General features: G+C 67.0%; 17 protein-coding genes. 11 read left to right on the top strand and 6 right to left on the bottom strand.

The annotated features are described in order from the left end of the window. Positions 1–13: 13 nt before the first annotated feature. Both ACUZUJ_RS18830 and gnd read left to right on the top strand, forming a co-directional pair. Positions 14–1,246, top strand: a complete 1,233-nt coding sequence (locus tag ACUZUJ_RS18830) for a hypothetical protein (RefSeq protein ID WP_182474397.1) — start codon at positions 14–16, stop codon at positions 1,244–1,246. A gap of 10 nt (positions 1,247–1,256) precedes the next feature. After that, the gene (gene gnd, locus ACUZUJ_RS18825) at positions 1,257–2,162 is read left to right on the top strand and encodes a phosphogluconate dehydrogenase (NAD(+)-dependent, decarboxylating) (RefSeq protein ID WP_049442839.1); all 906 of its coding nucleotides are present in this window, start codon (positions 1,257–1,259) and stop codon (positions 2,160–2,162) included. A gap of 428 nt (positions 2,163–2,590) precedes the next feature. On the opposite strand, the gene ACUZUJ_RS18820 is transcribed toward gnd, so the two are convergent. Next, a complete protein-coding gene (locus ACUZUJ_RS18820) occupies positions 2,591–3,634 on the bottom strand; it encodes an oxidoreductase (RefSeq protein ID WP_101766090.1) in 1,044 nt (347 codons plus the stop codon). A 170-nt stretch (positions 3,635–3,804) separates the two neighbouring features. Here ACUZUJ_RS18820 and ACUZUJ_RS18815 point away from each other — a divergent pair, with 170 nt between their 5' ends. The 4 genes from ACUZUJ_RS18815 (at position 3,805) to ACUZUJ_RS18800 (ending at position 8,159) form a co-directional block, all read left to right on the top strand. Next, a complete protein-coding gene (locus ACUZUJ_RS18815) occupies positions 3,805–4,188 on the top strand; it encodes a BON domain-containing protein (protein WP_049442841.1) in 384 nt (127 codons plus the stop codon). A 200-nt stretch (positions 4,189–4,388) separates the two neighbouring features. Further along, entirely contained in the window at positions 4,389–6,206 is a 1,818-nt protein-coding gene (locus tag ACUZUJ_RS18810; protein ID WP_101766089.1) for a sensor histidine kinase, read from the top strand. Further along, on the top strand, positions 6,203–6,643 hold the full coding sequence (locus ACUZUJ_RS18805; protein WP_005411057.1) for a response regulator: 441 nt from the start codon (positions 6,203–6,205) through the stop codon (positions 6,641–6,643). The genes ACUZUJ_RS18810 and ACUZUJ_RS18805 overlap by 4 nt, the downstream gene beginning before the upstream one ends. A gap of 4 nt (positions 6,644–6,647) precedes the next feature. Beyond that, a complete protein-coding gene (locus tag ACUZUJ_RS18800) occupies positions 6,648–8,159 on the top strand; it encodes an ATP-binding response regulator (RefSeq protein ID WP_101766088.1) in 1,512 nt (503 codons plus the stop codon). A gap of 75 nt (positions 8,160–8,234) precedes the next feature. Here ACUZUJ_RS18800 and ACUZUJ_RS18795 read toward each other — a convergent pair whose 3' ends face one another. Continuing rightward, entirely contained in the window at positions 8,235–8,978 is a 744-nt protein-coding gene (locus ACUZUJ_RS18795; protein ID WP_049442844.1) for a proteasome-type protease, read from the bottom strand. Positions 8,979–9,069: 91 nt separating this feature from the next. Here ACUZUJ_RS18795 and folK point away from each other — a divergent pair, with 91 nt between their 5' ends. After that, the gene (folK, locus tag ACUZUJ_RS18790) at positions 9,070–9,555 is read left to right on the top strand and encodes a 2-amino-4-hydroxy-6-hydroxymethyldihydropteridine diphosphokinase (RefSeq protein WP_032130416.1); all 486 of its coding nucleotides are present in this window, start codon (positions 9,070–9,072) and stop codon (positions 9,553–9,555) included. Between the two features lie 75 nt (positions 9,556–9,630). Here folK and ACUZUJ_RS18785 read toward each other — a convergent pair whose 3' ends face one another. Beyond that, positions 9,631–10,368, bottom strand: coding sequence for a pteridine reductase (locus tag ACUZUJ_RS18785; protein WP_024957037.1), 738 nt, complete (start codon positions 10,366–10,368; stop codon positions 9,631–9,633). A 59-nt stretch (positions 10,369–10,427) separates the two neighbouring features. On the opposite strand from ACUZUJ_RS18785, the gene ACUZUJ_RS18780 reads away from it, so the two are divergent. Further along, positions 10,428–11,612, top strand: coding sequence for a class I SAM-dependent methyltransferase (locus ACUZUJ_RS18780; protein WP_049442845.1), 1,185 nt, complete (start codon positions 10,428–10,430; stop codon positions 11,610–11,612). Further along, positions 11,609–12,001, top strand: coding sequence for a VanZ family protein (locus ACUZUJ_RS18775; protein ID WP_014038500.1), 393 nt, complete (start codon positions 11,609–11,611; stop codon positions 11,999–12,001). Before ACUZUJ_RS18780 ends, ACUZUJ_RS18775 begins: the two co-directional genes overlap by 4 nt. Before the next feature lie 167 nt (positions 12,002–12,168). Here ACUZUJ_RS18775 and nagX read toward each other — a convergent pair whose 3' ends face one another. The 3 genes from nagX to ACUZUJ_RS18760 all read right to left on the bottom strand — a co-directional run bounded on the left by nagX (position 12,169) and on the right by ACUZUJ_RS18760 (position 18,461). Beyond that, positions 12,169–14,526: a beta-N-acetylglucosaminidase NagX gene (gene nagX / locus ACUZUJ_RS18770; RefSeq protein WP_458220884.1), complete on the bottom strand. Its 2,358-nt coding sequence runs from the start codon at positions 14,524–14,526 to the stop codon at positions 12,169–12,171. Between the two features lie 111 nt (positions 14,527–14,637). Then, the gene (locus ACUZUJ_RS18765; protein WP_119006784.1) at positions 14,638–17,301 is read right to left on the bottom strand and encodes a TonB-dependent receptor; all 2,664 of its coding nucleotides are present in this window, start codon (positions 17,299–17,301) and stop codon (positions 14,638–14,640) included. Positions 17,302–17,444: 143 nt separating this feature from the next. Beyond that, positions 17,445–18,461: a glucokinase family protein gene (locus tag ACUZUJ_RS18760; protein ID WP_101766085.1), complete on the bottom strand. Its 1,017-nt coding sequence runs from the start codon at positions 18,459–18,461 to the stop codon at positions 17,445–17,447. Positions 18,462–18,837: 376 nt separating this feature from the next. On the opposite strand from ACUZUJ_RS18760, the gene ACUZUJ_RS18755 reads away from it, so the two are divergent. Beyond that, positions 18,838–20,127, top strand: coding sequence for a sugar MFS transporter (locus tag ACUZUJ_RS18755; protein WP_049442850.1), 1,290 nt, complete (start codon positions 18,838–18,840; stop codon positions 20,125–20,127). Between the two features lie 39 nt (positions 20,128–20,166). Continuing rightward, positions 20,167–21,234: a LacI family DNA-binding transcriptional regulator gene (locus tag ACUZUJ_RS18750; RefSeq protein ID WP_006391719.1), complete on the top strand. Its 1,068-nt coding sequence runs from the start codon at positions 20,167–20,169 to the stop codon at positions 21,232–21,234. The last annotated feature ends 7 nt before the right edge of the window (positions 21,235–21,241 follow it).

The following is a 21,241-nucleotide window of genomic DNA, read 5'->3' as shown; positions in this document are numbered from 1 at the left end:
CAAGTGGCTGGGTATGGCCCTGCTGCTGGTGCCAGCGTGGGGCGCCACGGCGTCATCCCTGGACTGTGCGCAGGGCCTGCTGCAGCGGCTGGGGTGGCGCTTCGAAGACGCGGATCTCCGTGCGCCGCAGGTACTCAAGGGGCCGGTGTGTACGCGTGCCTCGCTCGCCGCGGCGCAGGCAGCGGGTGATCTGCGCGTACGCTGGCCGACGGATCTGCCTGCGGGCGAACGACAGGCACTGCTGCAGCAGCTGCTGGAAGACCCTGCCACGGTCTGTGCCTATGCCTTCGAGCTGGGGGCGGCCACGCGGCGCGCGACCTCGGCATTGCAGGGCAATGCCACGTTCCGTTTCTCCGGCCCGCAGCTGGGCTGGATCGGCTTTGGTCTGGGTGGCGCGCCGGCACAAGGCTGGCAGCGTACGCGCAGTTTTGGTCGCGGCTTCGTGCCCAGTGCGGGCAACAGCCATGCGCTGCAGGCGTTCTACAGCGGTAGCGTGCGTGCCGAATGCGGTGTCGGCCGCCAGGTCGCGCAGCTGGCCACCCAGCGCGAGCTGTATGGCGATACCGCGTTCGATACGGAGTTCGCAGCGGATGAACTGTCGATCGGCACCTTCCTCGCGCTGCACGATACCGACAGCATCCTGCTCGGCGCGCATGCTGGCGATTTCTTCGCCGACGGCAAGGCGGTGCGCACGTCGGCGATGGGGCGGCAGGCGTTCGTCGGCGTGCCCGGTTTCATCGAACATGTGTACGACAAGGGCATGCTGGACGACCTGAGCAACCAGGCCGAGAACTTCGTGGTGGTCGAGGTGGGCGAGGGTGCTGCGCAGGCGTTGCAGCTGCACGGCGGCCTGGCCTGGTACGACCAGCGCAATGCCGAGCTGTGGAAACTGGCGCAGGACATCCCGCGCATCGGCCAGCGCTACTTCGAGCGCCTGCTGTTCGACCGCGATCCACACCTGCGCGCACGGCTGGCGCCGCGCTACCACGACACGCTGGCACGCATGGACCAGCTGCTGGACGATCCGTTCTACCAGCAGTTCGTGATCTATGTGCATCCGCGCGGTATACGTCCCATCGGCTACCACATCGCCCGCCTGCTCGATCGTAATCCGCGCACGCCGTTTTCGATCGACCTGGCGGTGCACAATCTGCATACCACGCTCTACCGGCGTTGGCGCGAGGCGCAGCTGCGCCACTGCGCGGCTACCGGCAGGCCAGGCAGCCTGACCCTAGACCCCAACTGAAGGTGAAACAATGGACATTGCAATGATCGGCCTCGGCCGCATGGGCGCCAACATGGCCCAGCGCCTGCATCGCGGCGGCCACCGCGTGGTCGGCTACGACCCGGGCGAAGGCGCCCGCCAGCGCGCCGCGGAGGCCGGCCTGGAGGTGGTTGATTCGCTGGCCGCCGCCGTGGCCGCGCTGCCGGTACCGCGCGTGGTGTGGCTGATGGTGCCGGCCGGCGAAACCGTCGACCAGACGCTGGGCCAGCTGACCCCACACCTGGCCGAGGGGGACATCGTCATCGACGGCGGCAACTCCAACTACCAGGACTCGATCCGCCGCGCCAAGGCGCTGTCCGAGGACGACCTGGGCTACGTCGACTGCGGCACCAGCGGTGGCGTGTGGGGCCTGCAGGAAGGCTACAGCCTGATGGTCGGTGGCGAAGCGTCCGTGGTGGAGCAGATCGCACCGCTGCTGCGCACGCTGGCCCCGGCCGAAGACCGCGGCTGGGCGCGTGTCGGCCCGTCCGGCGCCGGCCACTTCACCAAGATGGTCCACAACGGCATCGAGTACGGAATGATGCAGGCCTATGCCGAAGGTTTCGCGCTGATGGAGCGCAAGCAGGAGATGGAGCTGGACCTGGCGCAGGTGGCCGAGGTGTGGCGCCACGGCAGCGTGGTGCGTTCCTGGCTGCTGGACCTGAGCACCGAAGCCCTCAAGCGCAATCCCTCGCTGGATGGCATCGCACCGTACGTGGAAGACTCCGGTGAAGGCCGCTGGACCGTCGCCGAAGCCATCGCGCTGGACGTGCCGGCGCCGGTGATCACGCTGTCGCTGCTCGAACGCCTGCGTTCGCGTGAATCGAATTCGTTCACCGATCGCCTGCTGTCGGCGATGCGCAATGAATTCGGCGGCCACGCCATCAAGAAGTCGTAAGCACTAAGCCGGGGTCGGATCCCTTTCCGCAGGAAAGGGCTCTGACCCCATGCAGCCAGTCGAGCATGGCTCGACTCTACAAAAGCCTTCTCCGATCGTTGCCACGTCATCCGTGCATGGCGTGGATGTGTCGACCAAGGTCGACACCTACCGTCGGGCGCGGGAATCTGTCGAAGGCGGGGTGGGTCCGGTTGCGGGGACGTGAGCGCCATGGGCCCGAGGCATGCCTCGGGCGGGTTGGGCAGGACGCCCAACCCCGGTCTTGCCGTGTGCGCAGGACAGCGCACACGAGCAAGGCGCGACCGAGCCTACAGGGACGTATTTACGGCGTCCCCCGCAACCGGACCCACCCCGCCATCTCACGGACAGCTTGCTTTTGACGTTGACGTTGCCGTCGATTCGGCAGGTGCAGGGCGCAGCCCTGCCGGTCATCCCAACTGCACCCGCCGCCCTTCGCGCGCGCTGTCCATGCCGGCCTGCAGCAACCGCATCAGCTGCAGCGCCTGCACCGGGCTGACCGTGGCTTCGCCATCGCCGTGCATCGCCGCCGCGAACTGCGCATACAACCGCCGGTAGTCGCCCGGCAGGTTGTCGACCGTCGTGCGCTGCACGTTGTCCTCGGCGTCGCAGCGCAGCAGCTCGCCATGCCGCGGATCAATGCCCCAGCCCGGCGCGCCCGGTGCCACGCCACGGCGCAGCTGCGCTTCCTGCACATCCAGTCCGTGCTTGATCCAGCTGCCATCGCGGCCATGCACTGCGAAGTGCGGCGTGGGCGCCGCTACCAGCGAACCGGCATGCACGATCGCGCGATGCCGCGGGTAGTGCAGTACCGCGTGGAAGTAATCGATGCCGCTGCCGCCTTCGCGCTGCACGGCCAGATCGGCATCGATCGCCTCGGGCCAGCCGAACAGCACCAGCATCTGGTCGAGCAGGTGCGGGCCGAGGTCGTACCACAGGCCACTACCCGGCCCGTCCTGCTCGCGCCAGCGGTCGCGCACCTGCGGGCGGTAACGGTCGAAGTGTGCATGGCACTCGGCCACGTCACCGAGTGTGCCTTCGCCCAGCAGCGCCTGCAGCGTGAGGAAGTCGGCATCGAAGCGCCGGTTCTGGAACACGGTCGCGATGCGTCCGGCATCGCGCGCCGCAGCCAGCACCGTTTCCGCTTCGGCCACATCCAGCGCGAACGGCTTGTCGACCAGCACGTGCTTGCCCGCCGCCAGCGCGGCGATCGCCAGCGGCGCGTGCTGTTCGTTCGGTGTGGCGATCACCACCGCATCCACTGCTGGATCGTCGAACACCTCCTGCGGCGTGGCGCGCACGTGCACGTCGCTGAACGCGCGCAGCAGGGTGTCGCGTTGCGAACTGACGATGCTGTGCAGCACCAGCCCGGGCGTGTGCTGGATCAGTGGCGCATGGAAGACGCGGCCGGCGAGGCCGTAGCCGATCAGGGCCAGTTGCAGGTCGGGGCGCATGGCAGGGCTCCGGCAGTGGGAAGGGCAGGGTAAACGACGGGTGCTGGCCGTCCAAAACTGAACCGTTGCCGTTGGAAACGTTTCGATTCACGGCGGCATGACCGCAACGCCACGCCTGCTCTACGGCGGCTTGTCCAGACTGGCAGCACATCCCGAAGGAGTACGACACGATGAGCAATACCACCCGCACGCTGATTGCTTCCGCCCTGACCCTGGGCCTGGCGCTGTCCTCCTCGGCTGCATTCGCCAAGGATCCGGCCGCGAAGAGCCCGCCGGCCAGCACCCATCCGACGACCCATGCCGATCGCCATGACTCCAACGAGCCGGTGACCGATACCTGGATCACCACCAAGGTGAAGGCCGATCTGCTGGCCAGCAGCAACGTTCCGGGCACTGAAATCAAGGTGGAAACCGTGAATGGCGTGGTCAGCCTGAGCGGTGCCGTGGCCACCCAGGCCGAGAAGGACAAGGCGGTCACCACCGCCAAGGGCATCAAGGGCGTGACCCGCGTCGATGCCGCCGCATTGAAGGTCAGCGCCGCTGCCAAGCGCTGACCCCGGTGGGCGCCCCGGCATGGGGCGCCCGCTGCTGTGTAGCGCCGAGCGTGGGCTCGGCGCTACAGCATCGGATTCCGAACCCGTTCAGGCAACGCCGCTGGAAACTCCAGAGTTGTGACCGCCTGCGCTATATTGCCGGTTCCGCCGCAGCCGGGCTCGCCCCGGACCACGCTTCGCGGCTGTGCTGACGAGGAACTATGGCGCTGGTTTTCAGTGACGACATCTGGGACCGCTGGCGGTTGCCGGCCCTGGCGCTGGCCGCTGCCGCGATCATCGTGGTGCCGTGGTTGACCCTGCGCAAACTGCAGCAGGACAGCGAACAGGCGATGGCCTGGGTCAACCATACCCAGGCCGTTGGCGTGGCGCTGCAACAGCTGCAGGCCGACGTGCGCGATGTCGAATCGGCGGCATTGACCCTGTCCAAGGGCGTGGATGCCCCCGGCCTGCGCGAGCGCATGGCCAAGGCCAACGAGATCCCCGGGCGCCTGGCCGAACTGGGCCGGATGACCCGCGACAATCCGGATCAGCTGATCCGCATTGGCCGCATCGAATCGATGCTGGACGGTCGCTTGGCCGTGGCCCGCGAGCTGGCCCGGTCCGAACCGAACAGCGATCAGCGTGAGCTGGTGCAGGACCTGAGCACGCGTTACCCGATCCGGGGCCTGGTGGAAGAGCTGCAGGCCAGCGAGCAGAAGCTGCTGGCGCTGCGCGCCGAGCAGGCCGCGCGCCAGCGCAAGCAGACTGAACTGGTGTCGTGGAGTTCGCTGGTGATCCAGCTGGCGCTGCTCGGCCTGGTGCTGTGGCTGCTGCAGCGGCAGATCGGCCGCCGCCTGCATGCGGAGCGGCAATCGCTGCGCTCGGCTGCACGCGCGGCGTCGGTGCTGCAGACCGTGCGCGAACCGATCGTGCTGCTCGACCGCGACCTGCGCGTGCAGCTGCACAACCCGGCATTCGCTGAGCTGTACGGCCTGCAGGACGAACGTGCCGACGGCCTGCTGCTGGAAACCGTGGGCGACAACGCCTGGCAGGACCCGGTGGTCCGGCAGCGCCTGGCTGACGTGCTGTCGCGCGGTCGCGAACTCTGGGACTTCGAGCACGAGCAGCGCACCGCCGACGGCATGGTGCGCTACATGCTGCTCAACGCGCGGCGCATGCCGTTGCCCGACACCGACGACGAAGTGGTGCTGCTGACCATCAGCGACGTCACCATGCAGCGCGCAGTGCAGCTGCGCGTGGAAGAGCTGAACCGCCAGCTGGAAGGCAAGGTTGCGCAGGTATCCGAGGTCAACCGCGAGCTGGAGGCCTTCAGCTACTCGGTTTCGCATGACCTGCGTGCGCCGCTTCGCCACGTGGCCGGATTCTCCGACAAGCTGTCGCGCCACCTCGGCGAGGCCGCCGATGACAAGAGCCGCCATTACCTGGAAGTGATCTCCAGTTCGGCCCGGCGCATGGCGGCGCTGATCGACGACCTGCTGGTCTACTCGCGGCTGGGCCGCGCGGCGATGCGCCAGCAGGCGGTGGACATGCAGTCGCTGGTGGCCGATACCCGCGCCATGCTCGATTCCAACCTGCAGGCCGAAGCAGAGAACAGCGGCCATGCGCACCACGTGGAGTGGAGCATCGCGCCGCTGCCGATCGTGGTGGGCGATGAGAACATGATCCGCCAAGTCTGGCTGAACCTGCTCGGCAACGCGGTGAAGTACTCGGGCAACCGCGAGCCGGCGAAGATCCGCGTGGATTACCAGCCGCAGCCCGATGGCGGCCATCAGTTCACGGTCAGCGACAATGGTGCAGGCTTTGACATGGCCTACGCCGGCAAGCTGTTTGGTGTGTTCCAACGCCTGCACAAGGCCAGTGACTACCCGGGTACCGGCATCGGCCTGGCCAGCGTGCGTCGCGTGCTGACCCGTCATGGCGGCCGTATCTGGGCCGAGGCTGAACCGGACGTCGGCGCCACCTTCCACTTCTATCTGCCTCCCGCGATCGACGCGGACAAACAAGGGCCTTCTGCATGACCACTCTGCGCACCATTCTTCTCGCCGAAGACAGCCCGGCTGATGCCGAAATGGCGATCGACGCCCTGGAAGAGGCGCGTCTGGCCAATCCCATCGTGCACGTCGAAGACGGCGTGGAAGTGATGGACTACCTGCTGCGCCGCGGCGCCTTCGCCAATCGCGAGGAAGGCCTGCCGGCGGTGCTGCTGCTGGACATCAAGATGCCGCGCATGGATGGCCTGGAAGTGCTGCGGCAGATCCGTGAGCACGAAGAACTCAAGCGCCTGCCGGTGGTGATCCTGTCGTCCTCGCGCGAGGAAAGCGATCTGGCCCGCAGCTGGGACATGGGCGTGAACGCCTACGTGGTCAAGCCGGTGGACGTGGACCAGTTCTTCGGCGCGGTGCAGACCCTGGGCAAGTTCTGGGCGTTGATCAACCAGGCACCGGAACTCGAGTGAGCCCATGCCCCTGACCGGTCCCGCCCTGGGGGCGCTGCGCATCCTGCTGGTGGAAGACTCACCGGAAGATGCCGAGCTGATGTCCGAACAGATGCTCGACGCGGGCCTGGAAGCCCGCTTCGAGCGTGTCGAGAGTGAGGCGGAACTGCGCCAGGCACTGGCTGCGTTCCAGCCGGACATCGTGCTGTCCGACCTGAGCATGCCGGGGTTCTCCGGTGATGACGCGCTGCGCATCGTGCGCGAGACCTCACCGGAAGTGCCCTTCATCTTCGTCTCCGGCACCATGGGTGAGGAGAACGCGGTGGCGGCGCTGCAGAAGGGCGCCAATGACTACATCATCAAGCATCTGCCGGCGCGTCTGCCGTCGGCGGTGGCGCGTGCGATCCGCGATGCACGCAGCGCGGTGGAGCGTGCACGGGTGGAAACCGAACTGATGCGCGCGCAGCGCCTGGAAAGCCTGTCGCTGCTTGCCGCCGGCCTCAGCCACGACCTGCGCAACATCCTGCAGCCGTTGCTGATCATGCCGGACCTGCTGAAGGCGCGCACCGACGATCCGCAGCTGCACCACCTGGCCGACGTCATCGCCGAGTGCGGCCGCCGTGGCCACGAGATGGCCGAATCGATGCTGTCGTTCGTGCGCGGTTCGCGCAAGCCGAGCGAGCGCATCGAGATCGATGGCCTGTTCGATGCGGTGGCACTGCTGTTGCGCAGCAACGTGCCCGATGCCGTGCGCCTGGAACTGCAGGTGCAGGACGAAGGCCTGGTGGTCGACGCCAACTACACCGAGCTGCAGCAGGTGATGTTGAACCTGGCGCTCAACGCGATCCAGGCGATGCCCAACGGTGGCCGCCTGAGCCTGACCGCCAGCCATGCCGGCGAGCGCGATGGCGTGGACTGGATGCAGATCTGCGTGGCCGATGAAGGCATCGGCATGGATGCGGACACGCTGTCGCACCTGTTCAATCCGTTCTTCACCACCAAGGCCGATGGCACCGGCCTGGGCCTGATTTCCTGCAAGCGCATCGTCGAAGGTGCCGGCGGCAGCATCCATGTCAGCAGCCAGCCGGGGCAGGGCACCTGCTTCGAACTGCGCTTGCCGATGCACGAAGCCAGCGACGGCAGTGAGCCGATCGAGCAACTGGTGGCCCTGGGCAGTGGCCAGTCGATCCTGGTGGTCGATGGCGAGGCCACGCGCCTGTCGCTGCTTGGCAATGCGCTGTCCAGCCAGGGGTATCAGCTGCAACTGGCCTCCGATGGCCCGGCAGCGCTGCGCTGGATGCAGCAGGAGGCGTTGCCGGCACTGGTGATCGCCGATGCCGGTTCCAAGCTGCTGCCGGCCAGCCAGCTGCTGGGCGAGATGGCCACGCTGGGCTATCGCGGTCCGGCGCTGGTGCTGGAGGATGCGGCGATAGCGGTGCCCGCCGACGCGTTCCCTGCCGGTGTTGAGGTGCATGTGCTGCGCAAGCCGCTGCAGATGCAGCAGGTGTTTCGCGCAGTGGCCGAAGCGCTGGGCTGATGCCGCGGTAGTGCCGGCCGCTGGCCGGCATCCGCGTGCGGTGGGATCACTGCGGTTGCCGGCCAGCGGCCGGCACTACCGTTCGGCGGTTTCCCACGGAAAGCGCGGCAGGGCGTCCACCGCCTGTTCCAGCCGCCGTGACCAGTTCTGGTGGATGTCCGCATACAGCGCTGAATCCGCGCCCAGCCGCAGCTGCTGGCCGATGCGCAGTTCACCGTCGCGCAGCAGCGCGAGGTCGATCGGCAGGCCCACCGACAGGTTGGAACGGATGGTGGAGTCCAACGAGACGATGGCGGTGCGCGCCGCATCTTCCAGGTGCGTGGCCGGGCTGAGGATGCGGTCGAGGATCGGCTTGCCGTACTTGGATTCACCGATCTGCAGGTACGGCGTCTCCGGCGAGGCGGCGATGGCGTTGCCGAGCGGATAGATCATGTACAGCCCGGGGCGCTCGCCGGCGATCTGGCCGCCGAAGATCAGCGTGGCCTGGGTGTTGACCCCATCGTGGCCATGTTCGCTGTGGTTGCTGTGCACCTGGCTGTCCACCAGCAGCTGGCCGACGTACTCGGCGGCTTCGAACAGGTGGGCCATGTCGCGCAGGTTGGGCGCGCGCCGTTCGTCGGCATCGCGCCCCAGGCGCGACACCAGCAGCTGGGTGGTGGCCAGGTTGCCAGCCGCCATCAGCACGTAGGCTGCCTGGCCGGGATACTCGAACACGTGCAGCTTGCGGTGCACGCGCACATCGTCCAGCGAGGCATTGGTCCGGGTGTCGGCAGCGAAGACCAGGCCTTCGTCCACCTCGATTCCAACGCAATAGGTCATGTCGGTGCCCTATCATGTGCGTCCCGGATTGTAGGCAGGCCGCCGTGACGACGGCATGTCCACGCCCCCCAAGTGCCGTCACCTGAACCGCATGACCACCGTGCTCCTGAGCCTGGGCAGCAACGTCCAGCCCCGTCGCTACCTCCACGCCGCGGTGGCGGCCCTGCGCGAGCGCTTCGGCGCGCTGCAGGTGTCGCCCGCCTACCGTACCGCCGCGGTCGGCTTCGATGGCCCGGCCTTCCTCAACAATGCAGTGGCGATCGAGACCGACCTGCCGCTGCAGGAACTGGACGACTGGCTGCATGCGCTGGAAGACGCGCACGGCCGCGATCGCAGCGGGCCACGCTTCTCCGACCGGACCCTGGACATCGACGTGGTGTTCTACGGCGACCTGGTGGTGGAAGGCCCCGGCCACCTGCGCATTCCGCGCCCGGAGCTGAAGCATGCCTTCGTGCTGAAGCCGCTGGCCGACATCGCGCCGGGCTTCATCGACCCGGTCAGCGGGCAGGACCTGGCCACGCTGTGGCGTGCGCACAGACAGTTTGGCGAGGCGTTCGAGGTGGTGGACCTGGAATGATGGTGGGTGACGGGGTCAGATCCCTTTTCCCGGCGGGAAAAGGGATCTGACCCCATTGTGGATCCCGGCAACATTTCAACTGACTGTACGCCCGCCATCCACGCGCAGGGTATGGCCAGTGACGAAGCTGGCTTCGGCCACCAGCCAGTAAACCGCTTCGGCAATCTCCTCGACAGTACCGATCCGCGCCAAAGGCGTGCGCGCCAGCAGCGCTTCGCGGGCGAAATCATCCTTGCCCTGTTCCGGCCACAGGATCGCACCGGGCGCCACCGCATTGACCCGCACCTTCGGCGCCAGCTCCAGCGCCAGCGAGCGGGTGGCCATCTCCAGCGCGGCCTTGGCCATGGTGTAGGCGATGTGGTCGCGCATCGGGTCGGTGCCGTGCAGGTCGGTCAGGTTGACGATGCAGCCCTGCTGGCGGCGCAGGTAGGGCGCCGCCGCCTGTGACAGCAGCAGCGGCGCGCGTGCATTGACCGCATACAGCTCGTCCATCGCTTCGGCGGTGACCTGGCCGAGCGGGGTGGGGAAGAAGTTGGAGGCGTTGTTGACCAGCGCATCCAGCCGGCCGAAATGGGTGACGGCCTGTTCCACCAGGTCGGCCAGGGCGTCGGCGTCACGCAGGTCGGCCTGCAGGGCCAGCACGCTGCCGGGGCGCACGTTGTCGAAATCGAACGCGGCCTGCTGCAGCTCGGCGCTGGAGGTGTTGGCATGCAGCACCACCGACCAGCCGCAGGCGTGGAACTGGCGGGCAATGGCCGCACCGATCCGGCGCGCGCTGCCGGTGATCAGGACCACGGGGTGGGTGTCGCTCATCGAGGGTCCTCCAAGGCTCGGCTATCCTGTGCACCATTGTCACCGCATTCGAAGACGCCATGCAGCCCACCTTCCCCCTGCCCGAAGCCGATGCCCTGGCCCACAGCGACCAGCTGGCCGCCGCCCTGCGCGCCGAAATCCTTGCCCAGGGCGGGGCGATGCCGTTCTCCCGCTTCATGGAGCTGTGCCTGTACACCCCCGGCTGGGGCTATTACAGCGCCGGCGCCAGCAAGTTTGGTGGCAGTGGTGACTTCACCACCGCGCCCGAGCTCGGCAGCCTGTTCGCCGGCAGTGTGGCCAATGCGCTGGCGCCGGTGTTCGCCCAGCTGGGTGCGCAGGCGCGCATGCTGGAACTGGGCGGCGGTACCGGCGCCTTCGCCGAGGCGGTACTGCTGCGCCTGGCCGAGCTGGACGCGCTGCCGTCGCGCTACGCGATCCTGGAACCCAGCGCCGACCTGCGCGAGCGCCAGCAGCAGCGCCTGCAGCAGAACCTGCCGGCCGAGCTGGCCGCACGCGTGGACTGGGTCGACCGGCCGTTCGAAGAGGACTGGGAAGGTGTGGTGTTCGCCAACGAGGTGATCGACGCGCTGCCGACCCCGCGCTTCCTGATCCGGGACGGCGAGGTCTACGAGGAAACCGTCGAGCTGGACGCCGAGGGCAACTTCATCCGGGGTGCGCAGCCGGCCGACATCCTGCTCAACGGTGCGGTGCGCCATATCGAGCGTTACCTGGAAAAGCCCTTCGCCGAGGGCTACCGTTCCGAGGTGCTGCCGCAGCTGCCGTACTGGCTGCAGGCGGTGGCTGGCGGCCTGCAGCGCGGCGCGATGCTGTTCGTCGATTACGGCTACAACCGCGGCGAGTTCTACCAGCACGACCGCGACGATGGCACCGTGCGCGCGTTCTACCGCCATCACGTGCATAACGACGTGCATCGTTGGCCGGGCCTGCAGGACATCACCGCGTCGGTGGATTTCACCGCGATGGCCGAGGCCGGCGCGCACGGAGGTTTTGAACTGGCCGGCTACTGCAGCCAGGCCAGTTTCCTGCTCGGCAACGGCCTGGACCAGGTGCTGCTGCTGGCCGAGGAACGCACCGACGAGGTCGGCCGCATCCAGCTGCGCGACCAGGTGAAGAAGCTGACCCTGCCGACCGAGATGGGCGAGCGCTTCCAGGCGATCGGCCTGCAGCGTGGCGTCGATTTCGAACCGGCCTTCGAGCTGGGTGACCTGAGCTGGCGCCTGTGAGCCACGCGTTGCCGGTGATCAAGCCGCTGCGGCGGCCGCGGTTGTGGACCACACTGTGGGCGACGGCGGTGCTGCTGGTGATCGTGGTCTGCCTGATCCCACCGCCACCGATTCCGCTGCCGGAAAACAGCGACAAGGGCGAGCACTTCCTCGCCTATTTCATCCTCGCCGGCAGCGCGGTGCAGCTGTTCCGGCGCGGACGTCCGCTGCTGTGGGTGGGCGTGGGCCTGGTGCTGATGGGGATCGGCATTGAGTTCGCGCAGGGCGCGCTGACCAGCAACCGCACTGCTGACCCGATGGATGCGCTGGCCAACACGATCGGCGTGCTGGCCGGCATGGCCACGGCATTGACGCCGCTGCGCGACCTGCTGCTGCGCTGGCGCGGGTAAAGGCGTGCCAACCAAGGTTGGCACCTACCGGTAGATCCACGCCGCGCGTGGATGGAGTCAGTAGATCCACGCCGCGCGTGGATGGAATTTCAGTAGATCCACGCCATGCGTGGATGAACTGCCCGGGGTGCCGACCAAGGTCGGCACCCACCAGGACAGACCTGCCGTCATTTCCCCAGCGTGACCTCATCCAGCACCCACATCGCCGGGCGCGTATCGCCGGTGAAGTTGATGCACAGGTCACTGGTGCCCTGGGTGCCCTTCGGCAGCGTCGCACGCAGGGTCACGAAGCCATCGGCATCCGGCTTTGCAGGCAGCGGCACTTCGGCCAGCACCTTGCCGCTGCAGTCGCCGCGACGCACCAGCATCTCGCCATGCGCGCGCTTGGCCTTCTCGAAGCGACGCTTGGGCTCGTCGTGGGCCAGCTGGAAGTAGTACGGGATGCGACCTGCACGCACTTCCACGCTGCCGATGCCGTCCAGCTGCACCTGCGGCCAGCGCCAGCACGGCTGGAAGATGTCCACGTTGAACACCGCACGGGCGCCCTCGCGTGGGCCATCGTCTTCCAGGCGCAGCACCAGCCCCTTCTTGCCTACGCAGCTGAGCAGTTCATCACTGCGGCGGCTGAGCAGCGATTGCGCAGTGAAGTCTGCGACCGTCGGCTTCGCGGCCAGCATCTGGCCCTGGTAGAACGCGGCGGCCCGCACGGTCGCGGGCAGCTGCGCCGTCAGCGGCTGCTGGTACAGCGGCGACTGCGCGGTCACCGGCTGGCCATCGGTGCTGTAGCGCACTTCATAACCCAGCGGATTGGCCAGCGAAACGGTCACGGTGTTCTTCGCGCGATCATCGGTGTAGTCCACGCCTACTTCGAACGGGGTCTGCGCATAGGCCAGGCCCCAGGCACGGTAGCGCTGCAGCTGCGCCGGCAGGCGTGCGAGGAAATCGCGGAAATCGCGGTGTTCCGGCGTGCTCCAGCCGGTCTCGGCCACGGCGGCCAGGCGCGGGAACAGGTTGTGCTGCAGGCGTGCATAGCTGCGCGTGTGTTCGGTGAACATGTTGGCCTGCAGGCCGAGGATGTGCCCGCGCTTGTCGGCGGCCAGTTCGGCCGGCACCGGCTCGAAGTTGTAGAGCTTGCCGAGATTGACCTGGGTCGGACGGCCCGGCGGTTCGTTCGGTGAGGCCGTCTGCAGGTAGTCCAGGTACAGGTAGCCGACCGGCGACATGATCACGTCATGCCCGGCACTGGCCGCAGCCAGGCCACCTTCGGTGCCCTGCCACGACATCACCGTGGCCTGTGGCGGCAGACCGCCTTCGAGGATTTCATCCCAGCCGATCAGGCGCCGGTCGTGTTCCTCCAGGAACGTCTCCAGGCGCTTGATGATGTGGCTCTGCATGGCCATCTCATCCTTGATGCCCAGTGCACGCATGCGCTGCTGTACCTGCTTCGAGGCTTCCCACTGGTCCTTGACCGCCTCGTCGCCACCCACGTGCACGTACCTGGCCGGGAACAGTTCGATCACTTCCTCCAGCACGTTCTCGAGGAAGGTGAGGGTGCTGTCTTCCACGTTGAACAGGTTCGGGAACACGCCCCATTCGCTGATCGGCTTCAGCGGGGTATTGATCGAACCCAGTTCCGGATACGCGGCGATCGCTGCGGTCGCGTGCCCCGGCACATCGATTTCCGGAATCACCTGGATATGCAGCTTCGCGGCATAGGCGATCACTTCGCGGATGTGGTCCTGCGTGTAGAAGCCGCAGTACGGATGCTCCTGGCCGCTGGCCGGATCGATGCCGCCGTCGCCGGCCGGCAGGCGGCAGCTGCCCACTTCGGTCAGCTTCGGGTAGCGCTTGATCTCCATGCGCCAGCCCTGGTCATCGGTGAGGTGCCAGTGGAAGGTATTGAGCTTGTGCGCGGCCATTGCGTCGAGCACGCGCTTGATCTCGTCCAGGCTCTGGAAATGCCGTGCCGAGTCGAGCATGAAACCGCGCCAGCTGAAGCGTGGCGCATCCTGGATCTGCACCGCTGGCAGCACTCCGTTACCGCCGCCGGTAGCGAGCTGGGCGAGCGTGGTCGCGCCATAGAACAGGCCGGTTTCGTTGCCGGCCTGCACCAGCACGCCCTGCGCGGTGCTTTCCAGCGTATAGCCTTCGCCGCTGTCGCGGAAGGTCGGGACGATCTGGAAGCGGATGCTGCCGGTCTTGGCTGCGGCCTTGCCCTTGGCCAGTGCCAGTCGCGGGCCACCGCTGCGGGCCAGTAGATCGGCGAACTGGCTGGCGACGCGCTGCGCGGCTTCGCCTTCGGCCTGCAGCACGGTATCGGCGCGCACGGTGATGCCGCTGCCCTGGCCGGGCCGCACCGTGGCCGGAGCGGGAATCAGCATCAGGCTGCCGGCACGCAGCTGCGGACCCGGTGCTTCAGCAGCCGGCGTGGGATCGGCGGCGAGTGCCGGCAGTGCCGGCAACATCGCGAGCAGGCTGCCCAGCAGCAGTGCGCTGCGCATCCGGGCGCGGGAAGGCTTGACCATCGGAACGACTCCTTGGAACGGTGCGATGAACGCTATACATGAAAAACGCCGGGCCCGGAATGACCCAGGCCCGGCGTGCGTGCACGACTCGGCGATGTTGCCGCCGCTGGATCAGTACTTGAAGCGGAAGTTGAGGTAGTACTGGCGACCGTTGCTGTAGAACGAGGTCGGGATGGCCGCGGTCTGGTAGTACTTGTAGGTCGGGTTGTTGAGGTTCAGGCCATCCAGGGTGATGCTCAGCCAGTCGGTGGCCTTGTAGCTCAGCGAAGCCGACAGCGTGCCGAAGTCATCCTGGTAGTACGGGTTGGTGCCCGACAGGCTGATCAGGAACGAGGAACGGCGGGTATAGCTGACGCGGGCGCCAAAGCGCTCGTTCTCGAAGTAGGCACCCACGTTGTAGGTGTTCTTCGAGGTGCCCAGCAGGTTGTGCGAGCCGTCCGACCAGGTGTGCGAGGTGGTGCCGTTGGCGTAGGTGTAGTTTGCATTGACGCCGAAGTACTCGCCGATCGGCTGTTCGTAGGCCACTTCCACGCCGGTGACCTTGCCGTCGGCATTGATCGGAGTGGAGATCTGGTAGGTCTCAAGCTGGTTGGTCAGTTCGCTGTACAGCTGGCGCGAGACCACGTCGAAGGCGATGTAGTCCTTCAGGTTCATGTGGTACGCGCCCACCGACAGCAGGCCGCGCGGCATGAAGTACCACTCCAGGTTGGCATCCAGATTGGTCGACAGGGTCGGCTTGAGGTTCGGATTGCCACCGCCGCCGGTGCGGTTCAGGTCCGAACCGTACGAGGAGGCACCCAGTGCCGAGTAGTCCGGCAGGGTCTGGGTCTGCGAGGCGGCGACGCGCAGCACCAGCGAGTCATCCAGGTCGAACTTGATGTTGGCGCTGGGCAGTACACGGTTGCGCTTGTTCTGGAAGGCCAGGCGCTCCCACATGCCGAACAGGCTGCTGACATCGGCGTCGGCGGCCTTGCTGACGGCGTTGTAGGTGTCGATGTCCTGCTTGATGTTGACGTAGCGCAGGCCGACGTTGCCGCTCCACCAGTCGCCGCGGAAGTTGGCCTGCACGTAGCCGGCGAAGTTCTTCTCCTTCACCTTCCACTCGGCGCCATAGTTATGGCGACCGGTCGGGCCATCATTGCCGGCCAGCCAGGTGGAGTTGTTGGTCACCGCGTCCTTCAGCGCGCCCGGGGTGAAGTACCAGAGGTTGCGCGGGAAGGTGCCGCCGATGTCACCGGCAAAGCCACTCGGATAGTTGGCCGTGGCACCGTTCTTCAGCGCGCTCCAGATGTCACCCGGGGTTGCACCTTCCGGCGACAGCGCTTCGCGCTTGTGGTCGGCGAAACGCAGGCCGAAGTCGATCGAGCTCAGCACGCCGCCATCATTGAAGTACTGGTTGAAGTCGAGCGTGGCCCACTTCTCCTTGTCTTCAGCCGTGACCTGCTGGTTGCCCCAGGTGCCGAAGCTGGTCACGCCGTTGGGCGAGAGGTCGCCGCCGACATTCCAGTCGATCGGCGAGCCATTGCCGTGGGTGGCCCAGCTGGCGCCGCCGCCGTTGGCCAGGGTGACCTCGGCGATGTACTGGCGCGGCGTCTCGCCGGTGCCCTTGGTGCTGCCGGCCTGGAACTTGGCGGTCAGGCTGTCGCTGATCTGCCAGTCGGCATCGAAGGTGACATAGCTCGACTTGGCCTTCGACTCGCGGTAGATCATGTCGTACACCGCATAGTTGGTGCCCGGCACGCCCTTGTAGTTGGCGTTGGTCAGCACGCCGTCCTTGACCACATAGCCCGGATCCGGCGCCTGCGACTTGGCGAAGCTGTTGCCGAACATCATGAAGTTGCGGTTGTAGTTGTTCGCCTTCAGCTCGGAGCTGAAACCATTCAGGCCCAGGGTGAGGCTGTCGCTCGGCTTGAACTGCAGCGAGACCAGGCCACCCTTGCGCTCACGGGTCTGTTCGAACAAGGTCGAACCCAGCAGGCCCGGGACGTTGACGCCGATCAGGTCCGGATTGGTCTTGGCGACCGGATCGTCCGCGCCGATCTTGAAGAAGCCACCCGGGATTTCCTGCGCTTCACGGCGCAGTTCGCGCTTCTGGCTGAAGCCCTGCACCATCACGCCGAAGGTGCCTTCGTCGTTCTTGTAGTTGAACAGTGCCGAGTACTGCGGGTCGTTCGACTTGGCCTGGTCCGAACGGACCATGCCGATCGAGCCTTCAGCGGTGAACTGCTTGGAGAATTCCAGCGGCTTGCGGGTGATGATGTTGACGGTACCGGTGGTGCCGCCGTCCTGCAGCTTAGCCTGCGAGGACTTGTTCACTTCCACCGAGCTGACCAGTTCCGACGGCAGCAGCGAGTAGCTGACGCTGCGGCCGACGTTGTTGCCCTGGCTGAGCACGAACCAGTCGGCCGAGCCGACGGTGTGGCCGTTGATCAGGGTCTGGGTCAGGCTCGGGCTGGTGCCGCGCAGGCTGACACGGTCGGCTTCATCGAAGCCGCCTTCATCGGCGCTGGACGAACTGATGTTGACGCCCGGCAGGCGCTGCAGGGTGTCAGCGACGTTGTGCGCCGGCAGCTTGCCCACGTCCTCGGCGGTGACCACTTCCACGCGCGCATTGGCTTCGCGCTTGGTATCCAGCGACTTCTCCATCGAACCACGGATGCCCGTGACAGTCACGGTGTCCAGGTCGGTGGCGGTCGGGGCGGCCTGCTGCGCGTGCGCACTGAAGACGATGCAGCTGACGATGGCGGCCGAAAGCAGGGTCTTGCGGGTGTTCATGATGTCTCTCCTCATCACTCGATTGGATGCCGGCGGCGGTGTTCGATTACGGTTGCGAAGACAGGCGCGGGGCGGCGGCGAAGTCCCGTGCGTTGGCGTGCCACGTACAGCGTGCTGCGATTGCGTTGAAGCCTGTTGCGGTGTCAGGCGGCCGACTGCTGCAGGTACCAGCTGGCAGCGCCGACCACGCCCAGCTGGCCGTGCTCGACGACCTTCACCGGGATGCGTGCCAGCGCTTCGCCCATCGGCCCCTTCTGCAGGTAGCGTTCGACGAACGTGCTGGCGTGCAGGTATTCGCGGATCTGCGGCAGGATGCCGCCGGCCAGGTAGACGCCACCGTGGGCACCATAGAACAGGGCCATGTCGCCGATGGTGCTGCCGAGCAGGCCGCAGAACACATCCAGCGCCTGGCGCGCATGCGCATCGGTATCGGCCATGGCCGCGGCGGTGACCGCATCGGGGCTGGCCAGCGTCGGTGCCTGCCCCTGCAGCGCGCACACCGCACGGTACAGGTTCATCAGGCCCGGGCCGGAGATCGCATGCTCGATCGACACGTGCGCGCGGTCGCGCTGCATGTGGCGGACGATCGCCATTTCCAGTTCGGTGCTGGCGGCCAGGGTCGGCTGGCCGGCTTCGGTGGGAAGCACCACCGGGCCGTGCGCAGTGGGGATCCACAGCGCGGCGCCGAGGCCGGTGCCGGGACCGACCACCAGGGTCGGGCCACGCGCGGCGGTGTCCGGCCCGCACAGGTGCAGCACGCCGCTGGCGTCCACCTGTGCGGCGGCATAGGCCACCGCTTCGAAGTCGTTGACGATGTAGACCCGCTGCAGGCCGACATCGGCCTCCACCTGGCGTGCCGACAGCGGCCACGGCAGGTTGGCGGTGATCACCGTGCCGTCCTCGCGGGCGTAGCCGGCGCTGGCGACCACGCAATGCGTGGGCCGCGGGCCCTCGCCGAGGAAGTCGGACAGGATTGCGCTGAGGCCGGCATGGTCGGCGTTGCGGTACTTGCGGTATTCCAGCACCTGCACCGGATGGGCGGCATCACCGCTGGCCTGGACCCGGGCCACGCGCACATGGGTGCCACCGACGTCGGCGGCCAGGAACGAGGGCGCGACGCGGGACAGGACATGCGAGGGGGCGGGGTGGCTGGCGGTCACGCGGGCTCCTGCTGCAGGTGGGGCCGGCCCCGGGATCGGGGGCGGCGATTGGGGCGGAGTCTGTAACCGCGCTGACAACGATGTCAACGAGTTCGTGACACTTTCGTTGCTGCGCCGCAACGAATGCGGCATGCGGTAAACGTTTACATGGCGTGAGTGCTGGATTCACATGGGAACCGTTGCAGCACGGGGCTCAAGGCCCGCAGCGCATTCAGCGCGGTGCACGGCAATCGGCTTGCGCAGTGCAGCACGAGGTTCACGGGGGCGTGCAGGGAAGTTGACAAACCGCTGTTGTCCATCGAAAGAATGTGACAACGTTGTTCCCAGCCACTCTCCGACGCCGCGTTCTGCGGCCGTCGCCGCAGGAGCCCTCCTGATGTCCGCCGTCCCCGCTGCAAGCGCGCGCCCGAACGTGGCCACCTCCATCGCCATCGTTGGCGTGTTGTTCTTCCTGATCGGCTTCTTCACCTGGCTCAACGGCCCGCTGATCACCTTCGTCAAGTTGGCCTTCGAACTCAGCGAGGTCGGCGCCTTCCTGGTGCTGATGGTGTTCTACCTGTCCTACTTCTTCCTGGCCCTGCCAGCGTCGTGGATCCTGCGCCGCACCGGCATGAAGAAGGGCCTCAGCCTGAGCCTGCTGGTGATGGCCGGTGGTGCTGCGTTGTTCGGTGAATTCGCCACCCAGCGCTGGTATCCGGGGGCGCTCGGCGGCCTGTTCGTGATCGGTAGCGGCCTGGCGCTGCTGCAGACCGCGATCAACCCCTACATCTCCATCCTCGGCCCGATCGAGACGGCGGCACGCCGCATCGCGCTGATGGGCATCTGCAACAAGATCGCCGGCATGCTGGCGCCGGTGCTGATCGGCACCGTGGTGCTGCATGGCATCGGTGATCTCTCGGCCACGGTGGCCGCTGCGGATGAAGCCACCAAAGCGCAGTTGTTGAACGAATTCGCTGCCAAGATCCACACGCCGTATCTGGCCATGGCGGGTCTGCTGGTGGTGCTGGCAGTGGCCGTGCTGTTCTCACCGCTGCCGGAAATCAAGTCGTCCGAAGCCAACGCCACGCCGGTCGCGGCCGGTGCCGCCGAGCGCCGCAGCATCTTCCAGTTCCCGCATCTGTGGCTGGGTGTGCTGTGCCTGTTCGTCTACGTGGGCGTGGAGGTGATGGCCGGTGATGCGATCGGTACCTACGGCCATGGTTTCGACCTGCCGCTGGACCAGACCAAGATGTTCACCTCGCTCACTCTGGGCGCGATGCTGGTCGGCTACGTGGTCGGCCTGCTGGTGATTCCCACCGTGGTGTCGCAGTCGCGCTACCTGACCTTCTCGGCGGTGCTGGGCGTGGTGTTCTGCCTCGGCGCCTGGGCTACCCACGGCTACGTATCGGTGGCCTTCGTGGCCCTGCTGGGCTTCGCCAACGCCATGATGTGGCCGGCGATCTTCCCGCTGGCCATCCGCGGCCTTGGCCGCTTCACCGAGACCGGCTCGGCCCTGCTGGTGATGGGTATTGCCGGCGGCGCGATCATTCCGCAGCTGTTCGCCGTGCTCAAGCAGCACATCGACTTCCAGCTGGTGTTCGTGCTGCTGATGGTGCCCTGCTACCTGTACATCCTGTTCTACTCGGTGATCGGCCATCGCGCCGGCCTGCCGCAGGACAAGGCCTGATCGGCGATGATGGACGGCAGCCAACCCCAGGGAAAACCCATGCGCAGAGCGACCATCAAGGACGTTGCGGAGAAGGCCAAGGTCTCGCTGAAGACGGTCTCGCGGGTGATCAACAACGAGCCCTCGGTGATGCAGGCCACCCGTGCGCGGGTGCTGCGTGCCATCGCCGAACTCGATTACGAGCCCGATCCGTCCGCGCGCAACCTGCGCAGCGGCACCACCTTCGTGATCGGGCTGGTCTACGACAACCCGAACCCGTACCACATCATCGGCGTGCAGAACGGCGTGCTGGCCGCCTGCCGCGAGACCGGCTTCGGCCTGCAGATCCATCCCTGCGATTCCAGCTCGCCGCTGCTGGCCGATGAACTGGCCGACTGGGTGCAGCGTTCGCGCCTGGCCGGACTGGTGCTGACCGCGCCGATGTCCGAGCGCCGCGACCTGATACAGGCGTTGACCGCGCGTGGCATCAAGCTGGTGCGCATCATCGCCGCCACCGAAGACCCGGCCGACGGTGCCTGCGTATTCGTCGACGACCGCGAGGCCGCCTACGAGATCACCGAGCACCTGATCCAGCTGGGTCACCAGCGCATCGGCTTCCTCTGGGGCGGCATCTCGCACCGTTCCTCGGGCGAGCGCTATGCCGGTTACGAAGCCGCGCTGAAGGACTACGGCATGACCGTGGACAAGCATCTGGTGGTGCAGGGCGACTACACCTTCGACGATGGTTTCCGCGGCGCGCGCCGCCTGCTGGCGCTGCGCGAGCCGCCCACCGCCATCTTCGGTTCCAACGACGAAATCGCCGCCGGTGTGCTGGCCGCCGCGAAGTCGGCCGGCATGAACGTGCCGTACGACCTGTCCATCGCCGGTTTCGAGGACAGTCCGTTCTCGCGCCAGTCGTGGCCGCCGCTGACCACCGCCAAGCAGGCCACCGAGGACATCGCCCGCCATGCCGCGCGCCTGCTGATCGCGCAGCTGCGCAGCGACGCCTACGACGATGCGCCGGCACCGCTGCACAACCAGGGCTTCGTGCCGCAGCTGGTGGTGCGCGGTTCGACCGCGCCGATGCGCCCGGCCGGCGCACGCCCCCTTCCTTCCGATCCTGCCTGAGCCCGCC

This window comes from Stenotrophomonas sp. S4 (assembly GCF_054187805.2).
The sequence above is the reverse complement of the archived record's forward strand: the minus strand, read 5'-3'. Positions and strand labels throughout refer to the sequence as shown.